The 23566-nt window shown below is 63.4% G+C and carries 19 protein-coding genes; 10 read left to right on the top strand and 9 right to left on the bottom strand.

The features are described from left to right. Nucleotides 1-274 precede the first annotated feature (274 nt). Nucleotides 275-811, top strand: coding sequence for a Fur family transcriptional regulator (locus tag ACMDCR_RS28835; protein WP_413989892.1), 537 nt, complete (start codon nt 275-277; stop codon nt 809-811). Between the two features lie 11 nt (nt 812-822). Here the strand turns inward: ACMDCR_RS28835 and ACMDCR_RS28840 are convergent, their stop codons facing one another. Then, nucleotides 823-1920, bottom strand: coding sequence for an FUSC family protein (locus ACMDCR_RS28840; protein ID WP_413989893.1), 1098 nt, complete (start codon nt 1918-1920; stop codon nt 823-825). A gap of 217 nt (nt 1921-2137) precedes the next feature. Here ACMDCR_RS28840 and ispG point away from each other — a divergent pair, with 217 nt between their 5' ends. Both ispG and ACMDCR_RS28850 read left to right on the top strand, forming a co-directional pair. Continuing rightward, on the top strand, nt 2138-3391 hold the full coding sequence (gene ispG, locus ACMDCR_RS28845) for a flavodoxin-dependent (E)-4-hydroxy-3-methylbut-2-enyl-diphosphate synthase (RefSeq protein WP_413989894.1): 1254 nt from the start codon (nt 2138-2140) through the stop codon (nt 3389-3391). A gap of 425 nt (nt 3392-3816) precedes the next feature. After that, entirely contained in the window at nt 3817-4740 is a 924-nt protein-coding gene (locus tag ACMDCR_RS28850) for a LysR substrate-binding domain-containing protein (RefSeq protein WP_413989895.1), read from the top strand. Here ACMDCR_RS28850 and ACMDCR_RS28855 read toward each other — a convergent pair. Continuing rightward, nucleotides 4732-6882 (bottom strand): alpha/beta fold hydrolase, encoded by a 2151-nt coding sequence (locus ACMDCR_RS28855; protein ID WP_413989896.1) that lies wholly within the window; start codon nt 6880-6882, stop codon nt 4732-4734. The two genes, ACMDCR_RS28850 and ACMDCR_RS28855, sit on opposite strands and share 9 nt — an antisense overlap. A 177-nt stretch (nt 6883-7059) precedes the next feature. Between ACMDCR_RS28855 and ACMDCR_RS28860 the strand changes: the two genes are divergently transcribed. Then, on the top strand, nt 7060-7317 hold the full coding sequence (locus tag ACMDCR_RS28860) for a hypothetical protein (RefSeq protein WP_413989897.1): 258 nt from the start codon (nt 7060-7062) through the stop codon (nt 7315-7317). Here the strand turns inward: ACMDCR_RS28860 and ACMDCR_RS28865 are convergent. Then, nucleotides 7298-8059, bottom strand: coding sequence for an RluA family pseudouridine synthase (locus tag ACMDCR_RS28865; protein ID WP_413989898.1), 762 nt, complete (start codon nt 8057-8059; stop codon nt 7298-7300). The two genes, ACMDCR_RS28860 and ACMDCR_RS28865, sit on opposite strands and share 20 nt — an antisense overlap. A gap of 217 nt (nt 8060-8276) precedes the next feature. Between ACMDCR_RS28865 and ftsY the strand changes: the two genes are divergently transcribed. Continuing rightward, entirely contained in the window at nt 8277-9542 is a 1266-nt protein-coding gene (gene ftsY, locus ACMDCR_RS28870; RefSeq protein WP_413989899.1) for a signal recognition particle-docking protein FtsY, read from the top strand. Between the two features lie 3 nt (nt 9543-9545). Then, on the top strand, nt 9546-10214 hold the full coding sequence (locus ACMDCR_RS28875; protein WP_413989900.1) for a septation protein A: 669 nt from the start codon (nt 9546-9548) through the stop codon (nt 10212-10214). A gap of 182 nt (nt 10215-10396) precedes the next feature. Here the strand turns inward: ACMDCR_RS28875 and ACMDCR_RS28880 are convergent, their stop codons facing one another. Further along, entirely contained in the window at nt 10397-11464 is a 1068-nt protein-coding gene (locus ACMDCR_RS28880) for a DUF2125 domain-containing protein (protein WP_413989901.1), read from the bottom strand. Between the two features lie 197 nt (nt 11465-11661). Between ACMDCR_RS28880 and ACMDCR_RS28885 the strand changes: the two genes are divergently transcribed. Further along, nucleotides 11662-11943, top strand: a complete 282-nt coding sequence (locus ACMDCR_RS28885; RefSeq protein WP_413989902.1) for a BolA family protein — start codon at nt 11662-11664, stop codon at nt 11941-11943. A gap of 60 nt (nt 11944-12003) precedes the next feature. On the opposite strand, the gene ACMDCR_RS28890 is transcribed toward ACMDCR_RS28885, so the two are convergent. The 3 genes from ACMDCR_RS28890 to ACMDCR_RS28900 all read right to left on the bottom strand — a co-directional run bounded on the left by ACMDCR_RS28890 (nt 12004) and on the right by ACMDCR_RS28900 (nt 17666). Continuing rightward, a complete protein-coding gene (locus ACMDCR_RS28890) occupies nt 12004-13587 on the bottom strand; it encodes a DUF882 domain-containing protein (RefSeq protein ID WP_413989903.1) in 1584 nt (527 codons plus the stop codon). Between the two features lie 350 nt (nt 13588-13937). Then, entirely contained in the window at nt 13938-15995 is a 2058-nt protein-coding gene (locus ACMDCR_RS28895) for a L,D-transpeptidase family protein (RefSeq protein WP_413989904.1), read from the bottom strand. Nucleotides 15996-16148: 153 nt separating this feature from the next. Next, nucleotides 16149-17666: a sigma-54-dependent transcriptional regulator gene (locus tag ACMDCR_RS28900; protein WP_413989905.1), complete on the bottom strand. Its 1518-nt coding sequence runs from the start codon at nt 17664-17666 to the stop codon at nt 16149-16151. A gap of 263 nt (nt 17667-17929) precedes the next feature. Here ACMDCR_RS28900 and ACMDCR_RS28905 point away from each other — a divergent pair, with 263 nt between their 5' ends. Next, a complete protein-coding gene (locus ACMDCR_RS28905; protein WP_413989906.1) occupies nt 17930-19795 on the top strand; it encodes a M3 family oligoendopeptidase in 1866 nt (621 codons plus the stop codon). Nucleotides 19796-20064: 269 nt separating this feature from the next. On the opposite strand, the gene ACMDCR_RS28910 is transcribed toward ACMDCR_RS28905, so the two are convergent. After that, nucleotides 20065-21411: a porin gene (locus ACMDCR_RS28910; protein WP_413989907.1), complete on the bottom strand. Its 1347-nt coding sequence runs from the start codon at nt 21409-21411 to the stop codon at nt 20065-20067. 518 nt (nt 21412-21929) lie between these two features. After that, nucleotides 21930-22784 carry a DMT family transporter gene (locus ACMDCR_RS28915; RefSeq protein ID WP_413989908.1) on the bottom strand — a complete coding sequence of 285 codons (855 nt, stop codon included), beginning with the start codon at nt 22782-22784 and terminating at the stop codon, nt 21930-21932. Here ACMDCR_RS28915 and ACMDCR_RS28920 point away from each other — a divergent pair. Together ACMDCR_RS28920 and ACMDCR_RS28925 are read left to right on the top strand one after the other, a co-directional pair. Further along, nucleotides 22783-22941 carry a hypothetical protein gene (locus ACMDCR_RS28920; protein ID WP_413989909.1) on the top strand — a complete coding sequence of 53 codons (159 nt, stop codon included), beginning with the start codon at nt 22783-22785 and terminating at the stop codon, nt 22939-22941. The genes ACMDCR_RS28915 and ACMDCR_RS28920 overlap by 2 nt on opposite strands. 3 nt (nt 22942-22944) lie before the next feature. Further along, nucleotides 22945-23379: an Lrp/AsnC family transcriptional regulator gene (locus ACMDCR_RS28925; protein WP_413989910.1), complete on the top strand. Its 435-nt coding sequence runs from the start codon at nt 22945-22947 to the stop codon at nt 23377-23379. Nucleotides 23380-23566 lie beyond the last annotated feature (187 nt).

Raw genomic sequence — 23566 nt, forward strand, 5'->3', positions numbered from 1 at the left:
GTTCAGGCCTCATGGAAAAGAGAGGGGTGGTCAGACTCCTAAGTCAGTCCTTCGATTATCGCAGGCACGACCCGTCCCCTCCCGCCTCCAGCTCGGCGGCCACCGAGCTGGAGGCATCCAAAAGCTAGGCTTGCACGATGGGATTGAAATAGACAATCGCAGGCATCCTTGCCTGCCTCTTCTCATGCCTCACACACCGTTTCCAGGAGTAGGCTGTAAGCCTGCGATCCCAGGAGCGCTGGCGAAACGGCCCTGCCGTTGCTACATAGCATCCATGGCACACAGCCATTCCCACGACCACGATCACCACGGGCATGCCCATGACGGCGATGCCCCGGTCTTTGTTGCGCCCGATCACGACCACTCGCAATGTGCCGAGAGCGCCCTCAGCCGCGCCGAGACCCTCAGCGCCGAGCGTGGCGTGCGGCTCACCGCCATCCGCCGGCAGGTGCTGGAGGCGCTCGCCGCCAACCACCACCCCATCGGTGCCTACGAGCTGATCGAAAAGCTCGAGGACGGCGAGGGCAAGCGCCCGGCGCCGATCACCGTCTATCGCGCCCTCGACTTCCTGCTCGAACAGGGCTTCGCCCACCGCATCGAGAGCCGCAACGCCTTCATCGCCTGCGCGCATGATCATTCCGGCAGCGGCGTGGTGATGTTCCTGATCTGCGAGAGCTGCGGCACGGTGGGCGAAGCGGAGTCCGACCTCGTCGGCAAGGCCTTGGCCAAGGCGGCCGGCGCCATCGGCTTCCAGCCAAGGGGGCAGGTGATCGAGATCGCGGGTATCTGCAGCCATTGCCGGGCGAAATAGCCGGGAGCGCCCTACTCCTCTCGCGCCATCTCGCCCGCCCTTTCCGCAAGGTCGCCGAGGTCCTTCCCGAGCTGCTCGAATCCAAATCGCAACGTATAGATCCGGCCCATCTCGTCGCTCTCCAGCGTACGAAAAACGCCCTCGGCCCTCAGCCTGTCCATGGCGGTGACATAGGCGGCCAGGCTTGCCTCGAAGCCGGCGAGGTCGGGGGCGACATAACGCCGGCGCAGGGCTTCGGCGATCGCATGCAGCAGGGCCACCGTGGCGTCCCGCAGGCCGAGCAACGGCTCGCGCAGGGCCGGCGCCACGCTTTCGGGCGACGCGCGTACGCATACGCGCGCGATGATCACGAGATCATGCCTGACACGGTGGAGCGTGCGCGCCAGCGGCTCGACATCCGCGACATTGCTGAGATGGGCCTTGCGCTCGCGCGCCGCCTCGTCCGCCGCTGCGTCGACCTGACGCAGCCCGGCGCGGATGCTGGCCTGGAGGGCAGCGACATCAGGCCGGCCCTGCCCCTCGATCATCCCCGACACCAAAGCGATGAGCAGTTCTGCATTGAACTCGGTCACCCTGGCCGCAGCAGCGGCAACTACGTCATGGGCGCGGGCCGGCAGGACCACCATGGCCACCGACACACCCACGACGATGCCGACGACAATCTCGGCCACCCGCTCCAACGCGAAGGCGTAAGGCGTGAGCGTCGAGCCGGAGGGAATCAGCACGATCAGCGCGGTGATCGGCGCGACGCGAAAGTTGGGGCGCAAGGCCGCGCACAAGGCCGTTGGCGCCACGGCGACGAGCACCGCCAGCCCCGTCTCGAGGTTGGAGTGATGCGGTATGGCGATGGACACCAGGGCTCCCCACACGGCCCCCACCAGCGTACCGGCCATGCGGTCCATCGCCGCTTTCACCGAACCGCCGAGGCTCGTCTGCATGACGATGACGGAGGTGATCACCGCCCAGCTGCTCTGGCTGAGCCCCACCAGCCTGACGAGCGCGAAGGCAAGCCCCGCCGCCACGGTGATACGGATGGCGAGCGTCAGCTCGGACCGCTTGGCCGAGAGCCATTTGAGGAGGGAGGCCGAACTCAGGACGCCGATCATCATGCTCTCTTCACATCACTTCCATCCGGCCATGCTATCGGCGTGAGATGAGCTTAAGGTGTCGAGCGGATTCAGGCCAGTGGGCACCGCTGGGATCGCAGGCATCCTTGCCTGCCCTTGGTAACGCGAGGCGTCTACGAAGGAGCGTCTGCGATCCCAGGAAACCTTGACCTCCTTTCCCCGAAGGTCCATGTCATCCCAAACAATTCTCCGGTGTCCGATGATCCCTTCCTATGAGCGCTTCGGCCTGAAACTCCGCCGCACCACCGTTCCCGTCAACGTCGGGGGCGTTATGGTCGGCGGCGGCGCACCCATAGTCGTGCAATCGATGACCAATACCGATACCGCCGATGTCGACGGCACGGTGCGCCAGGTCGCGGCGCTTGCCCGCGCCGGCTCCGAACTGGTGCGCATCACGGTGGACCGGGATGAAGCCGCCGCCGCCGTGCCGCGCATCAAGGAAAGGCTGCTGCGCGTCGGCATCACCACGCCACTGATCGGCGATTTCCATTATATCGGCCACAAGCTCCTCGCCGACCATCCGGCCTGCGCCGAGGCGCTCGACAAATACCGCATCAATCCCGGCAATGTCGGCTTCAAGGACAAGAAGGACCGCCAGTTCGGCGCCATCATCGAGACGGCGATCCGCCACGACAAGCCGGTGCGCATCGGCGCCAATTGGGGCTCGCTCGACCAGGAACTCCTCACCCATCTGATGGACCAGAACGCCAGGAGCGCCGCGCCGGTGGATGCTCGCACGGTGACCTGGGAGGCGCTCGTGCAATCGGCCCTGCTCTCGGCAGACCGGGCCGTGGAAATGGGCCTGCCAAAATCAAAGATCATCATCTCGGCCAAGGTCTCGGCCGTGCAGGACCTGATCGCCGTCTATAACGAGATGGCCAACCGCTCCGACTATGCCCTTCATCTCGGCCTCACCGAGGCTGGCATGGGCTCCAAAGGCATCGTGGCCTCGGCTGCCGCGCTCTCGCCCCTGCTGCAATACGGCATTGGCGATACGATCCGCGTCTCGCTCACGCCCGAGCCGGGCGGGGACCGTACGCAGGAAGTCAAGGTCTCCCAGGAAATCCTGCAGGTGATGGGCATCCGCACCTTCGTGCCCCTGGTCGCCGCCTGCCCCGGCTGCGGGCGCACCACCTCCACGGTGTTCCAGGAACTCGCCCAATCCATCCAGGGCTTCATCGTGGAGTCCATGCCGGAGTGGAAGTCGCGCTATCCGGGCGTGGAGACGCTGAAGGTCGCGGTGATGGGCTGCATCGTCAACGGCCCTGGGGAGAGCAAGCATGCCGATATCGGCATCTCCCTGCCCGGCACCGGCGAAACGCCGACCGCCCCGGTATTCGTCGACGGCCAGAAGGCGGCCACCCTGCGCGGGGCCGGCATCGCCGACGAATTCAAGCAGATGGTGATCGACTATATCGAACGGCGCTATGGGGTAAGACCGGCGGCGGAGTGACCTGGTCCCGGGTGCACGGGCATCCTGCCCGTTCTTCCTCTGTTGAAGATGCTCCTTTTCCAAGAACGGGCAGGATGCCCGTGCACCCGGAAAGCTTACCGATATCTCTCCACCATATCCCGAGCCGTAGCCGACGGTTCCGCCCTGCCCCGTGGCGTCTCGTGGCCGTCGAGCAGGCCAATGTCGCGAAGGAGATGGCTGGGGAGGTTGGGCCTGCCCGTCGAACCGGCGCCAAGGACGGCTTTGCCTGCGACGCAGCCCTTCCATCCCAAATAAGGCAGCCTTATCGCTCCGAACAACGTGACGGTCATGGGATTTCTCCTTGCCGGCATGAAACTTATGCCTCATTGCTGGCGATAATCCCATGAATGCGGCAAGATGACCAATCGAAGCTCGGGTCACATGCATAAAGAGGCTTTATGGCAATGGTATATCCGCTCCCACCTCTCGCCGCGATCCGCGTCTTCGAGGCGGTGGCGCGGCATCTCAGTTTCACCAGGGCGGCGGAAGAGATCGGCATGACGCAGGCCGCCGTCAGCTACCAGATCCGTATCCTGGAAGAGCGCTTCGGCGGGCCGCTCTTCCTGCGCCTGCCGCGCCAGATCGAGCTCACCGACGCCGGGCGGCGGCTTGCCCCCGCCGTGACCGAGGCCTTCGCCATGATCAGCGAGGCCTATGCCGCCGCGAAGGGCGGAGTGCAGGCCACGCTCACCATCAGTGCCTCCGTGACTTTCGCAACCATGTGGCTCGCCAGGCATATCGGGGACTTCCAGATCGCCCATCCGGCCATCGCCGTGCGCATGGACGCCAGCAATCGTTACGCCGATTTCTCACGCGAGGAGGCGGATGTCGGCATCCGCTCCGGCGCGGGACAATGGCCGGGCCTCAGCGCTCATCTCCTGGTGCAAGGCGACTTCTCGCCGATGCTGAGCCCCAAGCTCGCCGCCAGCATCCCGGTCCGCGAACCATCGGACCTCCTGCGCCTGCCCATCCTCGACGCCGACGACCCCTGGTGGGAGAACTGGTTCGCCGCAGCCGGCACTATCTATCCAACGCCGGTGAGAGACAGGCGCCTCGGCATGCAGGCCTTCGCCGCCTCGGCGGCCCTTGCCGGCCAAGGCGTCGCCATCCTCTCCCGCGCCCTCTATGCGATGGATCTGGCCCAGGGACGGCTGGTGCAGCCCTTCGACCTGCTGGTGCAGAGCGACATGGCCTTCTACCTCGTCTACCCGGAGGCCCGCCGCAATGTGCCGAAGATCAAGGTGTTCCGGGAGTGGATCTTGAGGGAGGTGGCGCAATCGCCTGCTCCCGTGCCGGCAAAAGGGGCAGGGCCGAGTGTCTCAGCCTGACGGGTTCAGAAGCCGGCTCCCCTCGACGGAGAAAAACTGCATGGTGCCCGTGGAACCATCGAGCTTGATCTCGCCACGCTCTTCAAACGAAAGCCTGGCGTGAGCAACGAGATCACGGACGGTGCGTGAAGCTAGGATCTCTCCCGGCTGGGCGCGGTAGAGCAGGCGCGATGTCAGTTCGATTACGGTGCCGGTGAAATCACCACCCCGCTTTTCACATTCGCCAATATGGATCGCCGCGCGAGCTCGCAGGCCGGAGGTGTTCATTCGACTGCGGATCGCGATTGCGCACTGGATGGCCTGTGTCGGGCGCTTGAACACGACGCGATATGGATTTCCTCCATTCACGACTTCACTGCCTTCGATGAGGTGGATTTCATCACGAATTTCGTCGTCGAATCTTCCAGTTAGGTCACGCGATACTTCTTCGCCAATGCCAGTCACAGGCGCTGGCAGGCCAACAATCTCCATGTGCAGTACGGTCACCAGCACGCTCTCAACAGGCGTCTTCGGTGGCACGCCAGAAAGAAACGCCTGTATTTCATCAACCATTCCGTCCGAACCGTTCCCCCAGATGACGTGATCCTCGCCTTGAAGTTCGGCATATTTGGCGCCGGCGATGTGCCTGGCCAGATAGCGTCCTTCCTCAACTTTCACCCAGCGATCCCCCGTCCTGTGAATAATAAGCGTCGGAACATGAATGGCGGGCAGTATATCGCGGACGTCTATTTCAGTATTCCAGCGCCATAGGGAGATTGCGTCGGAAGGAGAAGCGGAATTCCGCAAATATGTCGCGAACCATTCCCTCTCAAACGGGTCTTTCATCAGGCTGGGCGCTGCATTGCTCAGGTCCGCGGGCTCTCCCCAGTCCCGTTCAATAGCGGCCAGTTCCTCCTCCATCTCGCGCATGGTCTTTGCCCATGGATAGTCTTCCGACCATATTCCCTTGGCAAATGCGCCGTTAAGTACGAGCGCGGCCGTTCGATCGGGATAGGTCGCGGCAAAAAGCATGCACATATTGCCGCCTTCCGAACTGCCGAAAAGAACGGTTCGCTTCGATCCAGCCGCATCCAATACCGCCCGGACGTCCTCCATCCGTTGATCGAGTGTCTGAAAGCCGGCACTGCGATCGGAGAGTCCGGTACCCCGCTTGTCCATGCGGATCAGCCGGGTGAAAGAACCAAGCCGCCGCAGCACATGTGTCAGACGTGGGGAGGTCCAGGTGAAATCGAGGTTGGAGACCCACCCAGGCACATAGATCAAGTCAATAGGGCCGTCGCCGGTGACTTGATAGGCGATATTGCTCCCCCCTGATTTGACATAGTGAGTAGGCGGCGGCCGCATGGAGTGTTCCATTCGGCTCGGACCCTCACCTGCCGAAGCCTGTTCCGGGCTTGTTTGTGAGGCGGATGCCATCCGGCGCGTGCGAAGGCCTTCATGCAATTCTCTGGTTGCCGGCTCCGGCTGAAGACCGAGCTGCCGCTGCAATACATCGCGACATTGCTCATATTGCTTAAGAGCAAGGCTGAAGCGGCCTTGAGCGGCGTAGGTCCGCATCAAAGCCCGATGGATATCTTCCCTGAGTGGTTCCAGAGCCAGTAGGCGCATCGCCATTCGCAAACAAGAAGCGAGGTCGCTGGTCGTGGAATAATGGGCAATGAGCTTGTCCATGGCGGTGATTGCGGCCGCCCTCAATCGCTCGCGTTCGATCCTGCACCACTCTTCGAACGGTTCTTCGTTCACTCTGAAGCCGTCGAGAAAGTCGCCATGATAGAGGGCGAGGGCCCGCTCGAACTGCTCCGGCGTGGAGCCTGCCACCAGCTTCGTGAAGTGCGCGACATCCACCTCAACATCATCGAGATTGAGTGTAATATTGTCGCCGTCGGTCAAGAACCGTCCCGCGTCGGAGGGGTGCCTCAACTTCCTCATCGCGTGCAAGGTCTGCCGCAGGCTCATCCTCGCCTGCACCTCGCCATGCCCTCCCCACAACAGGTCGACAATCTTTTCGCGCGACTGGGAGTGTCCCGGCTGCGATGCGAGATATGCCAGAATTGCACGTGCCTTACGGCCAAGAACAGGCAGCGCCGCGGCATCATCGACCAGCTCGAAACCTCCCAATAGTGAAAGGTGAAGGTGCGCCATTGGATCCGTCGCAGCTGAGAATTCAATTGCGATCCTTGAGCGTGATCGCCCCGAATTCAACTGGTAGTTGTCGCAAGGCGTCACTTTTCACGAATCCATCACTCTCGTTTCTACGCACCTCTCACACGAGCAGCAGACACTGTTTGGCACGAGATACTCTTCCTGCAGGAGGACAACGTGCTGGACCCGACCATCAACGAACGGCTCTCCTGGTCATATAATTCCGGGCAATATCCACCGGCCGAAACCGGGATTGCGCCCCTGCGCTACGATATTGCGCGTGCTCGCTATCTGCAGAAGCAGCGGGCTGATCGGGAATCAACGATCGGTCGCTTGGATTTCCAAACCAGGGCCAACCGCTGGTATGAGGCGATACCTCGTGCCGGACGCCTCCTGTCACGGCATTTGTCATCGCTCAGGCGGGCCGCGTTCTGATCCCTCGTCTCACCACGGGCGGGGCCGGCGGCCTGTGCAATTCGGCCGGTGTCGGACTGATCGGGCCGGCGTAGCCGAGCGCTCGCAATCTCTCGTCCATGTGGTCGGGTGGCGGCGCCTGCGCCTCCACGGGCGGCTTCTTCGGCAGGATCGGCACGCTCACCGCCCGCGCGTGGAGATGCAGCACCGGGCCGCCTTCGCGCGGGGCGCTGCCATAGATGGCGTCGCCGACGATGGGAAAACCCGAGGCGGCGCAGTGCAGGCGCAGCTGGTGGGTGCGGCCCGTGCGCGGCTTCAGCTCCAGCCAGGCGAGGCCTCCGGCACGGCCGAGCACGCGGAAATCGGTCTGCGCCGGCAGCCCGTCTTCGGCCGGCTTCATCCACCAGCCGCGCTCAGGCGAGCGGCGGGCGATGGGCATGTCGATGAGACCGGTGTCCTCGGTCGGCCCACCCTCGACCACCGCCCAATAAGTCTTCTCGACGCCACCCTCGGCGAACAGTTGGTTGAGCGTGCGAAGCGGGCGGGCGTGGCGGCCGAGCACCAGGCAGCCCGAGGTATCCTTGTCGAGCCGGTGCGCGAGTTCCGGCGGTTTGGGCAGGCCGAAGCTGAGCTGGCCGAGCATGGCCGAAAGGTTCGGCCCGCCCTTCGGCCCGGCATGCACGGGCAGGCCTGCGGGCTTGTCGAGGATGAGGATGAGGGCGTCGCGATGCAGCAGGCGCGCGGTCAAATCGAGCGAAATCATCGCTTAGCGCTATCCCGATTGGCCTGAGTGAGCTAGAGCAAAATGCGTTCAGGCTGAAACGTTTTTCCAGAAAGGCACGCTGCGTTCCGGCGCATTTTCCGATTCTCGGTGTTTCCGTCTGGAGGCGAAACGCGCTAGAGCTTCCTGCAGCAAACGACTATTTTTTCGCGGCAGGACCATCCCTGCGGCCTTGGCGCGAGAGACAGCAAGAGTTTCAATGACTGAAAGCGAAAAGCAGAAGCCCGGCTTCTTTTCCCGCCTGTTCGGGCGCGGGGCGGAAACCCCGGTACCCGCGCCAGCGGAGGAAACGCCTCAGGCTCCTGAGCCGACGCCACAGCCCGCCCCGCAGGAGCAGGCCGAGCCTGATCTGAAGCAGCCTGAGCATCCTCAAGCCGGGCATCCTCAAGCCGGGCACCCCTTGGAGGCGCTGATCGAACCAGCGCCGCTTGCCGCCGCCGAGTTGATCGTGCCCGAGCTGCTCGTCGATGCAGTGCCCCCTCCCCGCGAGCCTGTGCCGGCACCCGTCCAGGTTCCCGAGCCTGTGCCCCCCCAGGCGCCAGCGGAAAAGAAATCCTGGTGGAAGCGCCTCAAGGAAGGTCTTTCGCGTTCCTCTTCCGCCATCAGCCGCGGCATCACCGACATCGTCCTGAAGCGCAAGCTCGATGCCACCACCATCGAGGAACTGGAGGATGTGCTGATCCAGGCCGATCTCGGCGTCGACGTCTCCACTCGCATCGCCGCTGCCATCGGCAAAGGGCGCTTCGACCGCCAGATCTCGCCGGACGAGGTGCATCAGGTCCTGGCGAGCGAGGTGGAATCCATCCTCACCCCCGTCGCCAAGCCGCTGGTGCTCGACCACTCGAAGAAGCCCTTCGTTCTCCTGATGGTGGGCGTCAACGGCTCGGGCAAGACCACCACCATCGGCAAGCTCGCCGCAAAATTCTCGGCAGACGGGCTGAAGGTGACCCTGGCCGCCGGCGACACCTTCCGCGCAGCCGCCATCGAGCAGCTCAAGGTCTGGGCCGATCGCACCCGCTCGCCCATCGTGGCCCGCGAGCAGGGTTCAGATTCGGCGGGCCTGGCTTTCGACGCCCTCAAGGCAGCGCAGGAAAACGGCTCGGACGTGCTGCTGATCGACACCGCCGGCCGCCTGCAAAACAAGACGCAGCTGATGGACGAACTCGCCAAGGTGGTGCGCGTCATCCGCAAGATCGACGAGAGCGCCCCGCACGCGGTCCTGCTGGTGCTCGACGCCACGGTGGGCCAGAATGCCATCTCCCAGGCCGAGATCTTCGGCAAGACGGCCGGCGTCACCGGCCTCGTGATGACCAAGCTCGACGGCACCGCCCGCGGCGGCATCCTGGTGGCGCTCGCCGCCAAATTCGGCCTGCCCGTGCATTATATCGGCGTCGGCGAAGGCATAGACGACCTCGAACCCTTTTCCGCCCGGGACTTCTCCCGCGCCATCGCCGGCCTGGAGTGAGCCATGCTGCTGGAATCCGAGGCGCCGACGCGCCAGAAGGTCAACCCCGCCCTGAAACTGCTGCTGGAGATGGGGCCGCTTTGCGTGTTCTTCGTCGCCAATATCCGGCCCGAATGGTTCAGGCCGCTGGTCGAGGCCATCCTGCCGGCCAGCATGTTCCAGGGCGACAGTGGCGGCATCTTCATCGCGACGTCCGTGTTCATCCCCATCACGGTGCTGGCGATGGCCGCCGGCCTCCTCATCATGCGGCGCATCCCGATCATGCCGCTTGCCTCCGGCATCTTCGTCATCGTCTTTGGCATTCTGGCGCTGTGGCTGCACAATGAGGTCTTCATCAAGATGAAGCCGACCATCTACAACGGCCTGGTTGGCGTCATCCTGCTCGGGGGCCTCGCCTTCGGCCGCTCGCTGGTGCGCTATGTCTTCGAGTCGGCCTTCGATCTGCAGCCCGAGGGCTGGCGCAAGCTGACGCTCAACTGGGGCGTGTTCTTCCTCTTCCTCGCAGTGCTGAACGAGGTGGTGTGGCGCAATTTCTCGAACGAGTTCTGGAGTGGCTTCAAGCTGCTGGGCACCATGCCGATCACCCTTCTCTTCACCGCCACGCAGGTGCCGATCCTCCTGAAATACGAGGTGAAACCGCAGGAGGCAGCGGTCGAGAAGGACAAGGCGTGAGTTCCAACACCATGGAGAGCCAGTCCTCTTCCGGACGCATGGGCATGGATTGAAGTGTCAATCACTGATCGACATTCTTGAAAGGTCGCGTCTGAGGGAGGGGTAATGTCGATCTGGAGATCGACACTCCGTGTTTGGAGCGCCTTCCCCAGCAAAAGTGACCCGCGAGCAGAGGCGCCCCCTCAGAACAGTTTCGGCACCTTGCCGGCCGGGAAGGCGCCGATATTGACCTTGCCGTTGGCGACCTTCACCGGGACCTCCACCGCGGCCTTGCCGTCGATATTCGTCGGCTTGCCCAGCATCGAGAGGCCAACGCCAAGAAGGCTCGTGAGGCTGGCGGGCACGCGGCCCGACTGCTTGAGCGTATCTGCGAGCTCGGGCACGCCGGAAAGCGCCACCACGAGGTCGCCGGAGGGATGGCCACTTGTCTCCAGGCCTACCATGCCGCTGGCCTTGACGCTGCTGGGGCCACGATTGAGCTGGGCCTGCGTGATGGTCAGCGTGCCGCCATTCTCGGCCCAGTCGCGCAGGCGGTCCTCCATGGGCATGGGCTGCAGGTCGATCCGGGTGATGGTGCCCCGGAAGGTGGCACTCAGCGGCGATGAAGCGCCAAGGAACAGGTCAACGGGCGCCACCGCCTTGGCGTCGACATCGGCGGCGAGGTCATAGGCGCCCGGCGCCGCATTGGCCCCCTCGGCAAGGCGTATATGCGCTTCCACATTGGCGGTATCGAACATCGTCTGCGTCTGGCCGCCGCGATCGACCGTGGTGGTGAGGCCCTTGATCACCATGTCGGCATTCTGCGGGCCCGAGGTCCAGATCGAGGCGCTCGCCTCGGCGCTGGTCCAGTTCGAGGTGACGGTCACGCCATCCCCATCCTTGTCGACCAGCACCATCGGGCTCTTGGCCTCGAGCAGCACCTTGTTGGGTTGGTAGACCTGCGCTACCGCATTGATCTCACCGAGATTGGCGCTGAAGGCCTTGCCGGCGCGGTTGCCTTCGACCTTGGGGCTGGCGCAATGCACCTCGATGCGGAAGGGATAGCCGCCAACGCTGCGCTGGTCACAGCTGATCTGACGACCGAGCTCGGCCTGCTTGGCGATGAAACGGTCCATCTCGGTGCTTACGCGGCTGGTCGCATACCACCAGAAGCCTGACCATGCGATCGCGACGATGGCCAGAAGAATGATAGGCAAGAAGACGCGACGCGAGGAACGGCGCGGTACGGGGACGGTCATGTCAGTGGGCAAGGGCTTGTTCTCGTGAGGACTGCGCCGCGTAGCAATGCAGGCCGGGGCCTGTCAATCATATGTGGCGTGGAGGCTTGCTTGCTCTGATCTTGCATATTCATGTTGCTGCAAACCACGCTTCCTTTTTCGACACGATGCTCTATTGCGAAGAATTACGGCCGGGACGTGTCATCCCGACGGACGATAGGAAATTGCCGATGTCCTCCATCCACGCCTTGATTGAAACCAGATTGCACGAGGCCTTCGCGCCGGATCGCCTATCGGTGCTCGACGAATCCGCCGCCCATGCCGGCCATGCCGGCCATAGCGGCAGCGGTGAGAGCCATTTCCGGGTGCGCATCGTCTCGGCAAGTTTCGCCGGCCGCAGCCGCGTGGATCGCCACCGCATGATCAATGAGGCCCTGAAGCCGGCTTTCGAGAAGGGCGTGCATGCGTTGGCGATCGAAGCCACCGCGCCGGGCGAAGCGGTGCGGTGGTGATCTGGGAGCGCGGACATCGCGACATGCAAGCATGTCGCTGTGATGTTCGCGCTCCAAGGCTCAGTTCGTCGAGGCGATCGAGCCGGTGAAAATGTCCGGCATCGGCGCAAAGCTGGCGGTGCGCAGCGGCTTGACGGCCGCGCCCGTGAACTTGTCGGCGCGCAGATCCTGATAGGCGCTGACGCCGAAGTGGATCACAACGGCCTTGGAAGGCGGCGTGATCAGCGAAGCCGTCTGTCCCAGGTCAGGCTTGATCAACGTCGCCTGCTGCTTGTTGCGGGCAGCGGAGACCGGTGCCGAGAGCGAAGCGAAATTCTGCTTCTCGAAGCGCGTGGCAATCAACTGCGGACGCTGCGGACGGGCAGTGTTGGTCACCGGTGTCAGGTCGGCAAAGCCGAGCGCACGCTGGGTCTGGCGGCTCACGCTGCGCTTCATGAAGCCTTCGCTGTTCTGGGAGAGATCGGCGAAGATCGGCGGCTTGGGATCGACAACAGGCCTGCTGTTCGCGCTGGTATCGACAGCAGGCTGGGTAGCAGGAGGATCAAGCGCGGCAACCTGCTGGGGCGCAGGCTGGCTGTCGTCAGGCTGCGCCGCCCCGTCGCCGGGACGGATCGGCGGCAGCGGGACATTGGACGCCATCTGCGCCGACGCGCCTGCCTGCCAAACCATCCGCGGGCCACCATCAGCCGAAGCAAGCTGCGGTTGCGCCACATCGGCGGCCGCCGGCTGCGTATCGATACCCGACGGGCGGCGCGAAGGCAGCGGGACAGGTGCCATGCGCGGAAGCGGCGCTGGATCCGCATCGGCCATCGCCATCTGCGGCAGCGGGGCCGGTGGCGGGGTCACGATACGGCTGTTGCGGCTGTTTCGCGTATCGGCCTGTGCCACCGCGACGGACGGCGGAGGCGCGGAGGAGGTGGTGGTGTTGGAGCGCACACCGAACAGGGCCGCGAAGAAGCCGCCGCCGCCACCGCCCGACGAACCGCTATCGCCGGAATCATCCTCGCCCAGGCCACCCCCCACGGCTCCGCCGTTGCGGCGGATCTCGTTGAGAGCGACGTCATAGCCCGGCATCGGGCGCCCATCGGAAGGAATCAGCACGGTCTTGCCATCCGGGAAGACGGAGGCGAGCTCGGTGCGGCTCATGCGCGGCCACATACGCACGCCGCCGGCATCCATATGCACGAAGGGCGAACCGGAGGTCGGGTAGAAGCCGACGCCGCCGCGCTGCAGCCGCAGGCCCGCGACGCGCAGCTTGGTGAGCGACACGCCGGGGATGAAATAGTCGATGGCCTTGCCGAGCGTGTGCTGGCTGAACTTCGCGACACCGCGCGAGCGGCGGCGGAGCATGTTGTTGGTGCCGGGCGAGCGGTAGCCGCAGACGATGTTGATTGGCTGGGACGCGCCGACTTGGCGATAGACCAGCCACAGCGTGTCGAGCACGCGCGGGTCCATGCTCACGGACTCGTTCTTGCGCCAGTCGCGCAGGAACCAGTTGATCTGCTTCAGCGCGGCGGGATCATAGGACCCGTTGCGCTTGTAGACGATGTTGATGGTCTCTCCCGTGTGGAGATGACGCATGTTGAGCGAGCGAGTATCGCCATTGGCGACCGCGTCTTCCGTCGGCCGAACCAGAACCGTCATCACCAAAGCTGATGCGAGGGCTGTGGCCAGAATGCGACCGGTACGCGAAACACCAATCCGGGGCAAAAGGCTGAATGGATTCTGCACGATTACGGTTCTCGGCGCAAAGACTGAGGGACGGGGTGGGAAGGACTATCCATGGATGGAATGGCCGACACCTGGTCCAGATTGACAGAGTCTTGCCGAGATTGGTTAAAGCACCGTTGATGCACCGTTCGACCCCTCAGTTTTATCCGTTTGCCTCGGCCCTATAAATGGCCTTTTGCTGGCGAAACGTGGCAAAAAGACGAACGCCGGGTTGGCAAAAGCCAACCCTTACTAAACATGGTTAAATCGTTCCATATCAGATTTCAGCCCTGAAGGCCAAGAGCCGAAATGACCTTCTTGTCATATCCGTAGATGTCGTCGAACAATTTCAGGTCGCCATCGTCATCCACGCGGGCGGTGAAATAGGCAATGTGGACAGGAATTTTGTCTTTAAGATCAATACGTTGCTCTTTGCCACCGACCAAGCTTTCCACACGGTCCGCGGTCCAGCCATTATCCGCACCCATCACGATCTCGGCGAACTGATAGGGGTTATCCACACGCACGCAGCCATGGGAGAAGGCCCGCTTGTCTTTGGTAAACAGGCTGCGCATGGAGGTGTCGTGGAGGTAGACCGAGAAATTGTTGGGGAACATGAACTTGATGTGGCCGAGCGCATTATCCTCGCCCGGCGGCTGGCGCACCTGCATCTGGCCACCCGCATAGGTGACCACGAAGCCATGGCGCTGGAGGAAGTCCGGATCATTGGCCAGCTTGGGCAGATATTCCTTCTTGATGATCGACTGCGGCACGTTCCAGGAGGGGTTCATCACCACGAAGGCCATGGTATCGGAGAAGATCGGGGTTGGCGTGTCGGGCTTGCCCACCACCACCTTGGCATCGTGCACCATCTCGCCATCCTTGGTGACGCGGACCATGAATTCGGGCACGTTCACCATCACGTTGGAGGTGCCGATGTCATGGGGCAGCCAGCGCCAGCGTTCCATATTGGCAACGATCTCGTCCTCGATATTGACGCGAGGCTGGCGCAGCGCCGCGTTGAGTGCGGCCACGGTGGACGGGCCGAGCGCGCCATTCGGCTTGAGGTTGCGGCGAACCTGGAAGTCGCGCACCGCCTTCTGCAGGTCCTCGTCATAGACATCGCTGTCGGCATCATCAGCCGTCAGGCCCAGACGCGTGCGCAGGAGGGCGACGCGCGTGTCGCTCATTCCCACCTTGAGGGTCGGCCCCGAAGGCACCACCGGCGGCGGGGTCTGGGCATTGGCGGCGCTGGCCGCCCGCACCTCGGCAAGCTTGCGCTTGAGCGCGAGATATTGAGGCGCGACCGGATTGTAGCCGTCGAGCACTGCCACCGGGTCGGAGGCGATGGCCACCGAGGCGAGTCCGGCAAGTGGGTCGGGCATGTTTGGCGCGGCCACGATGTCTTCGCCGATCTCCTTGGTGTCGACCCGGCCCGAGGAAGCCTCGCGGATATAGGTCAGCACGGCGAGCGAGATGGCGATCTCGGCATCGGCATCGGCATTCGCGTCGCCCTTGCCGAGCGCGTCAAGGCCGGGCACGCGGAAGGCAGAGGCGTCGAGCCCGTCCTCGTCGGCATGGCCCATGCGCTCGACCAGCCCCTTGGCAACGGGGGTGAGAGCATCGTTCTCGACCCAGAGAGGGGCGCCGCCGCGCAGATTGTAGAAATCGCTGACCGCCCGGGCATAGGGGCCACGCGTGGCGATCTCGGCGAGCTTCCCGGCAAGCGCCACGGCCACCGGATTGGCAGGTGTGGCCTCAGCAGGAGTAGCGGCCTGGGCGGGCGCGGGCGCGGCAGGAGGCGTCGCGGCCTGAGCAGGCGTGGCGGGAGCCGGCGTGGTGGCCTCAGCGGGTGCTGGAGCCTCGGGGGCAGGCGGTGTCGTGGCCTGGGCAGGCGCGGCATCTGGAACAGCCGGCGGGAGCTGCGGCGCGGGGCCGGCGCCGGGTGTCGCAGGGACATCGGGGCCGGCAGGTGACGCAGAGGCCGAGGTCGAGGGATCGGCCGGCTTGGCGGGTGCCACGCCGTCGGTCTTTGGCGTCGCGGAAATCGAGGTCGGCACGTCGGGGGCGGTTGCGGATTCAGCCGGCGCGGGTGCCACCACCGGCGGGGCAGGCACCGGCACATTCTCAACCGGAGCGGGTGTCAGGGCGGAGGTCGAAACGGGATCGTTCTGGGGCTGGGCCGGCGGCCTGACCGAGGCCTGTTCCTTGGGTGAGACGGTGGCCGGCTCGGTCTGGGGGCTTGTTGGAGCGAAGGCATTCTGCTTTTCCGCCGCACTCAGGGCGGGAACGGCTGGCGTGCTATTATTTTGCGCAAAAGCTGGCAGAAATACTGCGCTCAAGGCCAACGCCAGAGCAACCGAACTCAACAAATTGGAGCGGTAACTCATTTTATCCCTCAATCCTGGCGCGCAATGTTTGGAGCGCCAGCTTCCATTATTTCGATAGTGACCAGTACTATGCCAGATTCAAGACAAATTCCGGTGTGCGAACAATCACGCTGCCCGATGCCCCTGGTTAAGTTCCTCGGGTCTCACGCCGATCGCCGCTTCGTCAAGTCCCAATTCCTTGAGCTTGCGATAAAGCGTAGACCGTCCGATACCGAGCTTGCGCGCAACCTCCGTCATCTGCCCGCGATGATGGCGGATGGCGAATTTTAACATATCAGCTTCGAGTGACTCCATCGTGCGAACGTCGCCCCTAGCGTCGAGCATGGCCATGGTATGGGGCTCGCGCACGGTGATGATCTCGCGCAGAGGTTGTCCGGTAATCATGGCCGGGCCGGTATGCACGGGCTTGGGCGGCAGCAGCGGGGCCGAAGGCACACGGACGTCGAAACCCTCTACCCGGGCAGCAATCTGCGGCAGCTCGGCGATACCGATCTCATCGCCTTCCGCAAGGATCACGGCGCGATAGATGGCATTCTCGAGCTGGCGCACATTGCCGGGCCAGTCATAGGCAGAGAGCAGGGCAAAGGCTTCCGAGGAGATGGAGCGGACCACCTTGCCCTCCTCCGCGCTGAAGCGGGCGAGGAAATGCCAGGCGAGGTCGGCAACGTCCTCCCGGCGTACCCGGAGTGGAGGCAGCATGATCGGGTAGACATGCAGGCGGTAATAGAGGTCTTCGCGGAAGAGCCCGGCCTTGACGAGGTCGATCAGGTTGCGGCTGGTGGCCGAGATCAACCGGAATTCCGTGCGCACGGCGCGGCGAGAACCAAGGGGCTCGACCTCGCCATTGCGCAGCGCGTCGAGCAGCTTGAACTGCAGGGCCGGCGGCATCTCGCCGATATCGTCGAGGAAGAGCGTGCCGCCATGGGCCTCGGCGAGCTTGCCGACCTGCCTGTCGGCGACGCCGGCGGCATTCTTCTCCTGGCCGAACAGGATGCGCTCGGCCTCGTTCTCCGGCAGGGCGGCGCAATTGACGGCGACGAAAGGTCGGCCACGCCGATCGCCCGCGCCATGGATGGCACGCGCCACCATCTGCTTGCCGGTGCCGGCCTCGCCCTCGATCAGGACCGGAATGGTGGAGGCGGCCGCCTTCTCGCCGAGGCGCATCACGCGCTCCATCTCGGCGCTGCGGCTGACGAGATCCTTGAAGCCGAGCGTGCCGGCGGCACGCTTGGCGAGGAGACGCATCTCGCGCTCCATGGCCCGCTGCTTGAGAGCGTTGCGGATGGAAACCTGCAGCCGCTCGGCGCCCACAGGCTTTACCACGAAATCCGCCGCGCCCGCCCGCATGGCCGAGATCACCGCATCGATCGAGCCATGTGCCGTCTGCACGATCGCCGGCACCTCGATGCCCCGGTGACGCATGCGGCCGAGCACGCCCATGCCGTCGAGATCGGGCATCACGAGGTCGAGGATGACGAGATCGATGAGCCCGCTTTCCAGTTCCTTCAGCGCCGCCTCGCCGCCATCGACCAGGCGCGCATGATAACCGAAGCGCCGCACCATCGCCTCCAGCAGCCGCCTTTGTACCGGATCATCGTCGGCAATCAGAACAGTCGAGCCCATCAAACCCCCGCCACACTTCAACCCGGGCGAAACGCCCTATTGTGCCGTTTCGGATCATCTAGGAGCAGAAGCGTGAAGGACTGCTTAACGACGTTGGGAGAAAGTACCTTCCCGGGTGCGCGGACGTCTCGTCCGCATCTTCCTCTGCGCCGGCTCCGCGTTTCCAAGACGCGGACGAGAAGTCCGCGCACCCGGGAAACCCTTACCGCCAGCGATTCGGATGTGTATATGTCCCCTCACATCCGTCTCGAAAGGGAGATTCCATGGCCGGCAAGACAGCCTCGGCAGCCTCTGGTTCCGCCAAGCCCGCATCCGAGTCCCGCAAGGCGCCAGCGCCCCAGGCGAACGGTGAGCTCGGCTCCCTGCCGGAATGGAATCTCGCCGACCTCTATCCCTCGATCGATTCGCCTCAGATCACCGCCGATCTCGACAGGGGCCTCGGCGACTGCATCGCCTTCGAGGAGGCAAACAAGGGCAAGCTCACCGAGGTGCTGGCGGGCGAGGGCGGCGCTGGCAAGCTCGCCGCCATCATCAAGGCCTATGAGGAGATCGAGGATCGGCTCGGACGCATCGCCTCCTTCGCGGGCCTCCTCTATGCCGGCGATACCACCGATCCCGCGCGTGCCAAATTCTATGGCGACGTACAGGACAGGCTGACCACCGCCTCCTCGCATCTGCTCTTCTTCACGCTGGAACTCAACCGCATCGAGGATGGCACCCTGGCCAGCGCCGTGGAGGACAACGCGCTCGCTCACTGGAAGCCCTGGCTCGACGACATCCGCATGGAGAAACCCTACCAGCTCGAGGATCGCATCGAACAATTGTTCCACGACAAGTCCGTCAGCGGACGCGGCGCCTGGAACCGGCTGTTCGACGAGACGATCTCGGGCCTGCGCTTCCGGGTGGAGGACAGCCAGGAATTGATGCTTGAGCCGACGCTGAACCTGTTGCAGGACCCCTCGCCCACCAAGCGCGAGAATGCGGCCCACGCCCTGGCACGCACCTTCAAGGACAATCTGCGCCTGTTCACGCTGATCACCAACACGCTGGCCAAGGACAAGGAGATCTCCGACCGCTGGCGTGGTTTCGAGGACGTGGCGGATTCACGCCACCTTGCCAACCGCGTCGAACGGGAAGTGGTGGATGCCCTGGTGGCCGCGGTGCAGGACGCGTACCCCCGGCTCTCCCACCGCTATTACCGGCTGAAGGCAAAATGGTTCGGCCTCGACCAGCTCAACCATTGGGATCGCAACGCACCCCTGCCGAAGGTGGAGTCGAAGCCGATCAAATGGGAGGAGGCGCGCGCCACCGTGCTCGACGCCTATACGGGCTTTTCCCCTCGCATGGCGGGGATCGCCCGGCGCTTCTTCGACGAGCGCTGGATCGATGCGCCGATCCGCCCCGGCAAGGCGCCGGGCGCTTTCGCCCATCCCACCGTACCCTCGGCCCATCCCTATGTGCTCCTGAACTATCAGGGCAAGCCACGCGACGTGATGACGCTTGCCCATGAGCTCGGCCATGGCGTGCACCAGGTGCTGGCCGGCCACAATGGCGCGCTGATGGCGCCGACGCCCCTGACCCTGGCCGAGACTGCTTCCGTCTTCGGCGAGATGCTGACCTTCCGCGCACTCCTCGCCAGGGCGGCCAGCCCCGAACAGAAGAAGGCCATGCTCGCCGCCAAGGTGGAGGACATGATCAACACGGTGGTACGCCAGATCGCCTTCTACTCCTTCGAGCGCAAGGTCCATATCGAGCGCCGCCAAGGCGAACTGACCTCCGAGCGCCTCGGCGAGATCTGGCTGTCGGTGCAGACCGAAAGCCTGGGTTCGGCCATCCATATCGGCCCGGGCTACGAGACCTTCTGGACCTATATCCCGCACTTCATCCACTCGCCCTTCTATGTCTACGCCTATGCCTTCGGCGACTGCCTGGTGAACTCGCTCTACGCCGTCTACGAGAAGGCGGATCAAGGCTTCGCCGAACGCTATCTCGCCATGTTGGCCGCTGGCGGCACCAAGCACCATTCGGAGCTGCTGAAGCCGTTCGGGCTGGACGCGAGGGACCCCGCCTTCTGGCAGATCGGGCTGGGGATGATCGAGGGCATGATCGCGGAATTGGAGGCGATGTAGCTTTCCGGGTGCACGGGCATCTTGCCCGTTTCTTGAAACGATGCGCTTTACGACAACGGAAGAACGGGCAGGATGCCCGTGCACCCGAAGCCCTGCCCCACGTGCTACGGGCAATAGAAGAGGCGCCGTGGCTGGGACCGCGGACATCCCTGCAACACTCAAGTGAGGGTCGGACGATCCGCCTCTTCCCCGTTGCAAGCTCTCCGCTTCCACCTCAACCAGCCAGTCCAGGCTCAACGTCCGGACCACGGTGGCGATCTGGTTCCCCCTCAGAAACTGCGACGGAACTCGACGCCCCCCATCACCGCGCCGGTGTCGGCCTTGGAATTGTTGTAGAGTCCTTCGCCGCCTATTTCGTTGAACCCGGCTACCTTGGCGTGGGTGGCCTGGTAGGAAACCTCCGGGATGACGTCGAAGCCCTCGACGACCGTCCACTTCATGTTGGCGCCGACGACATAGGCGTCGAATCCCGAGCCGACACCGTCGACCTCCACAGCGGTCGGCGCATCGAAATGGGCGTAGCTGCCGAAGATCATGCCTCGCAGGTTGGGCGTGAAGTTGATGGCAAGCTCGCCTTCGACAGAAACGGCCTTGGCGTTCTCCACGCGGCCATCGACGGAGAAGCCGTCATAGTTGGGGGGCGAGCCCGCGGTGGCGTTCAGATTCATCGCGGCACCGGTATAGATGCTAGCTCCACTCGAATAGGCGCCTTCGATCGCGAAATAGCCACCGGCCAGCACCGGGATCTCCCAGGAGGCGCCAGCGCCCACCGCATAGCCCCATTTCGATCTGTCACTGCTATTGGGATTGCCGCCAACGAGCCAGAGCTGATGGGCGGCGGCCATGATTTGGATCTTGTCGAATTTCCCGCTGGAGTATGCGATATCGCCGATGATATCAGGATAGCGGTTGCCGCCATAGGCGACATCGGCAACGCCGACTGGGTTGTCGTTCAAGATGCCCTGGCGGGCATGCGCGGGATCCTCCAGCGATAGCGTGGCACTCCAGCCGGAGTTGCCGAACTGCGCCGTATAGGCCAGCACCCCGGTAGTGCCATCCTGGCCCGAGCCCGCATAGGGCGCGAAGATCGTGTCAGCATAATAGTTGTCATAGAAGGCAAAGCGCGATTCCGCGTAGCCGGCCGTCAGGCCCCCGAATTCGACATAGGCCTTTTCGACCACATAGTTGCTGCCGCTATAGCTGCCGAAGGGCCGTGTCTGCGGGCCGGGATGGCCGAAATTGGCATCGATCGAGAAGTAGGAGCGTAGCACCCCGTAGTCGGTCTGGGTGCGGGCATCGAAATCGAGCTGGAAGCGTCCCTGGAAAGCGGTGGAATCGACATCGCGCCGCCCTCCTCCTCGCCCGGGAACGAAGCCAGGCGTGGTGCTATAGGAGCCGCCAGGAATGGAATTGAAGCCGTAAAGGGCGCGCATGGTGCCGGCGATCTGCAGGCAGGTGTTGCTTCCCGGCAAGTAGAAAAAGCCCGGGCCGAATTGCGAGCACACCTTCACATATTCGACGGCCTGGCTCTTCATCTCTGGCAGATCGGCGGCCGCGGCGGCACCTGCGCCAGCGAAGCTGGCAACGACAGCCAGGAAATAGGACTTGATACTCATTCCATTCTTCCCCAAGCAACTTTCGATCAAATCCTCCCTTTCCGACAGACCCGGCACGTACGACACATGCTCTTCGTCGTTGCGGTAGCCAAAGAAGGATCGACAGACGGAAGCTTGCGCCGCTCACTGGATGTACACAATGCGGAATTAGCATCGTTTCTTAAAGTAAAGTCGATTTTATAAATGCGTTACAAAATAGGCACATAGACTATCGTTAACAAATAATTACCAACTGCCGTTGCCATAGCACGTTTCGCGAGTAAGGTAGACGGCCCGGGACCTTCCGGAGCGTCGGCCGCCACCTCAAATCCTCAAGATTATTCCTTCAGTCGGAATCACCTGAGCTCCGAAAGCGCCGATTCCTCCGCTGAATTACGCTTGAGACGCGCTTCCACCCGATGCGATTCCTGCGGGACACAGGAGGAGCAGAAGATGCTGATGACAGGGCTCCGAGGAGTATTCGCAGAGCATTCCGCGGGGCCGCACCTTTCCTCACGATGATGCGCAAGTGTCGCTGTTCAAGAGGCGGATGAAGACGCCCGCGCTCCCAGCAGCGGCGTCCAGCCAAGCGTCATGCCGGCGGCCGCCACGAGGATCGCAGCAGCGCCCATCATCTGCAGCGGTTCGAGCCGGTGGCCGAAGGCAGCGAGGTCGACGATAACAGCCACCACCGGATAGATGAAGGAAAGCGCGCCGGTGAGGCTGGTGGGCAGCTTCTGGATGGCGCCGTAGAGCAGGATATACATGAGGCCGGTATGCACCACGCCCAGCGTACCCAGGATGCTCCAGGTCCCCGCTTCATGCGGCAGGGCGGATAGATGGGCGAGCGGGGCCAGCATCACCATGCCCACCACCACCTGGATCAGCGCGATCAGATGCGGCGGCACGCCTTTCAGCCTCTTCGCCACGATCGCCGCGAGCGCATAGAAGAAGGCCGCGCCGAGCGCCATCGCGATGCCGGCAAGATAGTCCGAACCGCTGACGCTGAGGCCCTTGGCCTGTACGATGCCGAGCATGCCAATGAAGGCGAGGCCGAGCCAGAAGAGCTTCGAGGCCGTCAGCTTCTCCGCAAAGAAGATGACGCCAAAGCCCACCAGCATGAAAGGCTGGGTGTTGTAGACGGCGGTGGCGATCGAGATCGAGGCGCGTGGATAGGCCGCAAAGAGCAGCAGCCAATTGAGCACGATGGCAACGCCTCCGATCGCCGCCAACCCGGCCTGTCGCGGCGTGATGACATCGCGCCGGAAAAGGCCGAGCGCCAGGCACACCAACGCCAGCGTGCCCGCACCGAACAGGCAGCGCCAGAACACCACATCGATCACCGCCTGGCCGGAGACGAGCACGAACCAGCCGATCGTTCCCGAAATCATCATGGCCGCCGTCATCTCGGCCGTGCCGCGCAACCGTTCCATCGCCGTGGCTCCCTTGGAAAGAGCCGCCATGCTATTCGGCCCCACCGATGATTTATATGGATCTTCCAAGGTCATTCATGGCATCTTCCTTCTTATCAAAGGCGAGATGGAGATTTGACCTGTGCTCGATGATCTCGACCGACGCATCGTCGAAATCCTGGCGGAGGATGCGCGGATTTCGCTGAAGGAGCTGGCGGCAAAGGTGAATCTCTCTTCTCCCAGCGCCTCCGAACGCCTGAAGCGCCTGGAGGAGCGTGGCGTAATCCGCGCCTTCACGGTGGATCTCGATCCGGCGGCTCTCGGCTACACGCTGCAGGTCATCGTGCGCATCCGCCCGCTGCCAGGCCAGCTCCACCGCGTTCAGCAGCTCATCGAGGAGATCCCGGAATTTACCGAATGCGACAAGGTCACGGGCGACGACTGTTTCATCGCCCGTCTGCACCTCACCTCGATCAACCAACTCGACGAGATCCTCGACCGCATCATCGACAGGGCGGAGACGAACAGCTCGATCGTAAAGTCCCAGCCGGTGAGGCGGCGGCTGCCGCCGTTGTAGAGTCTTTGATTTCGCAGCGTTTGGATGGGATCCCCCATGCGACGCAAGGCCCGATCGGCATCTCGGACATCTTCCGAGATGTGTCCCTGCTGCATACACATCGATAACGCTGACACGCTTCTACCCTAACGGAATCTCTCGTTGCATTTGCCTGACTTTACGATACTTCTATATATCATGGAAGTAA

It is taken from the genome of Labrys okinawensis (genome assembly GCF_047345005.1).
In the GTDB taxonomy this organism is placed as follows: Bacteria; Pseudomonadota; Alphaproteobacteria; order Rhizobiales; family Labraceae; genus Labrys; species Labrys okinawensis.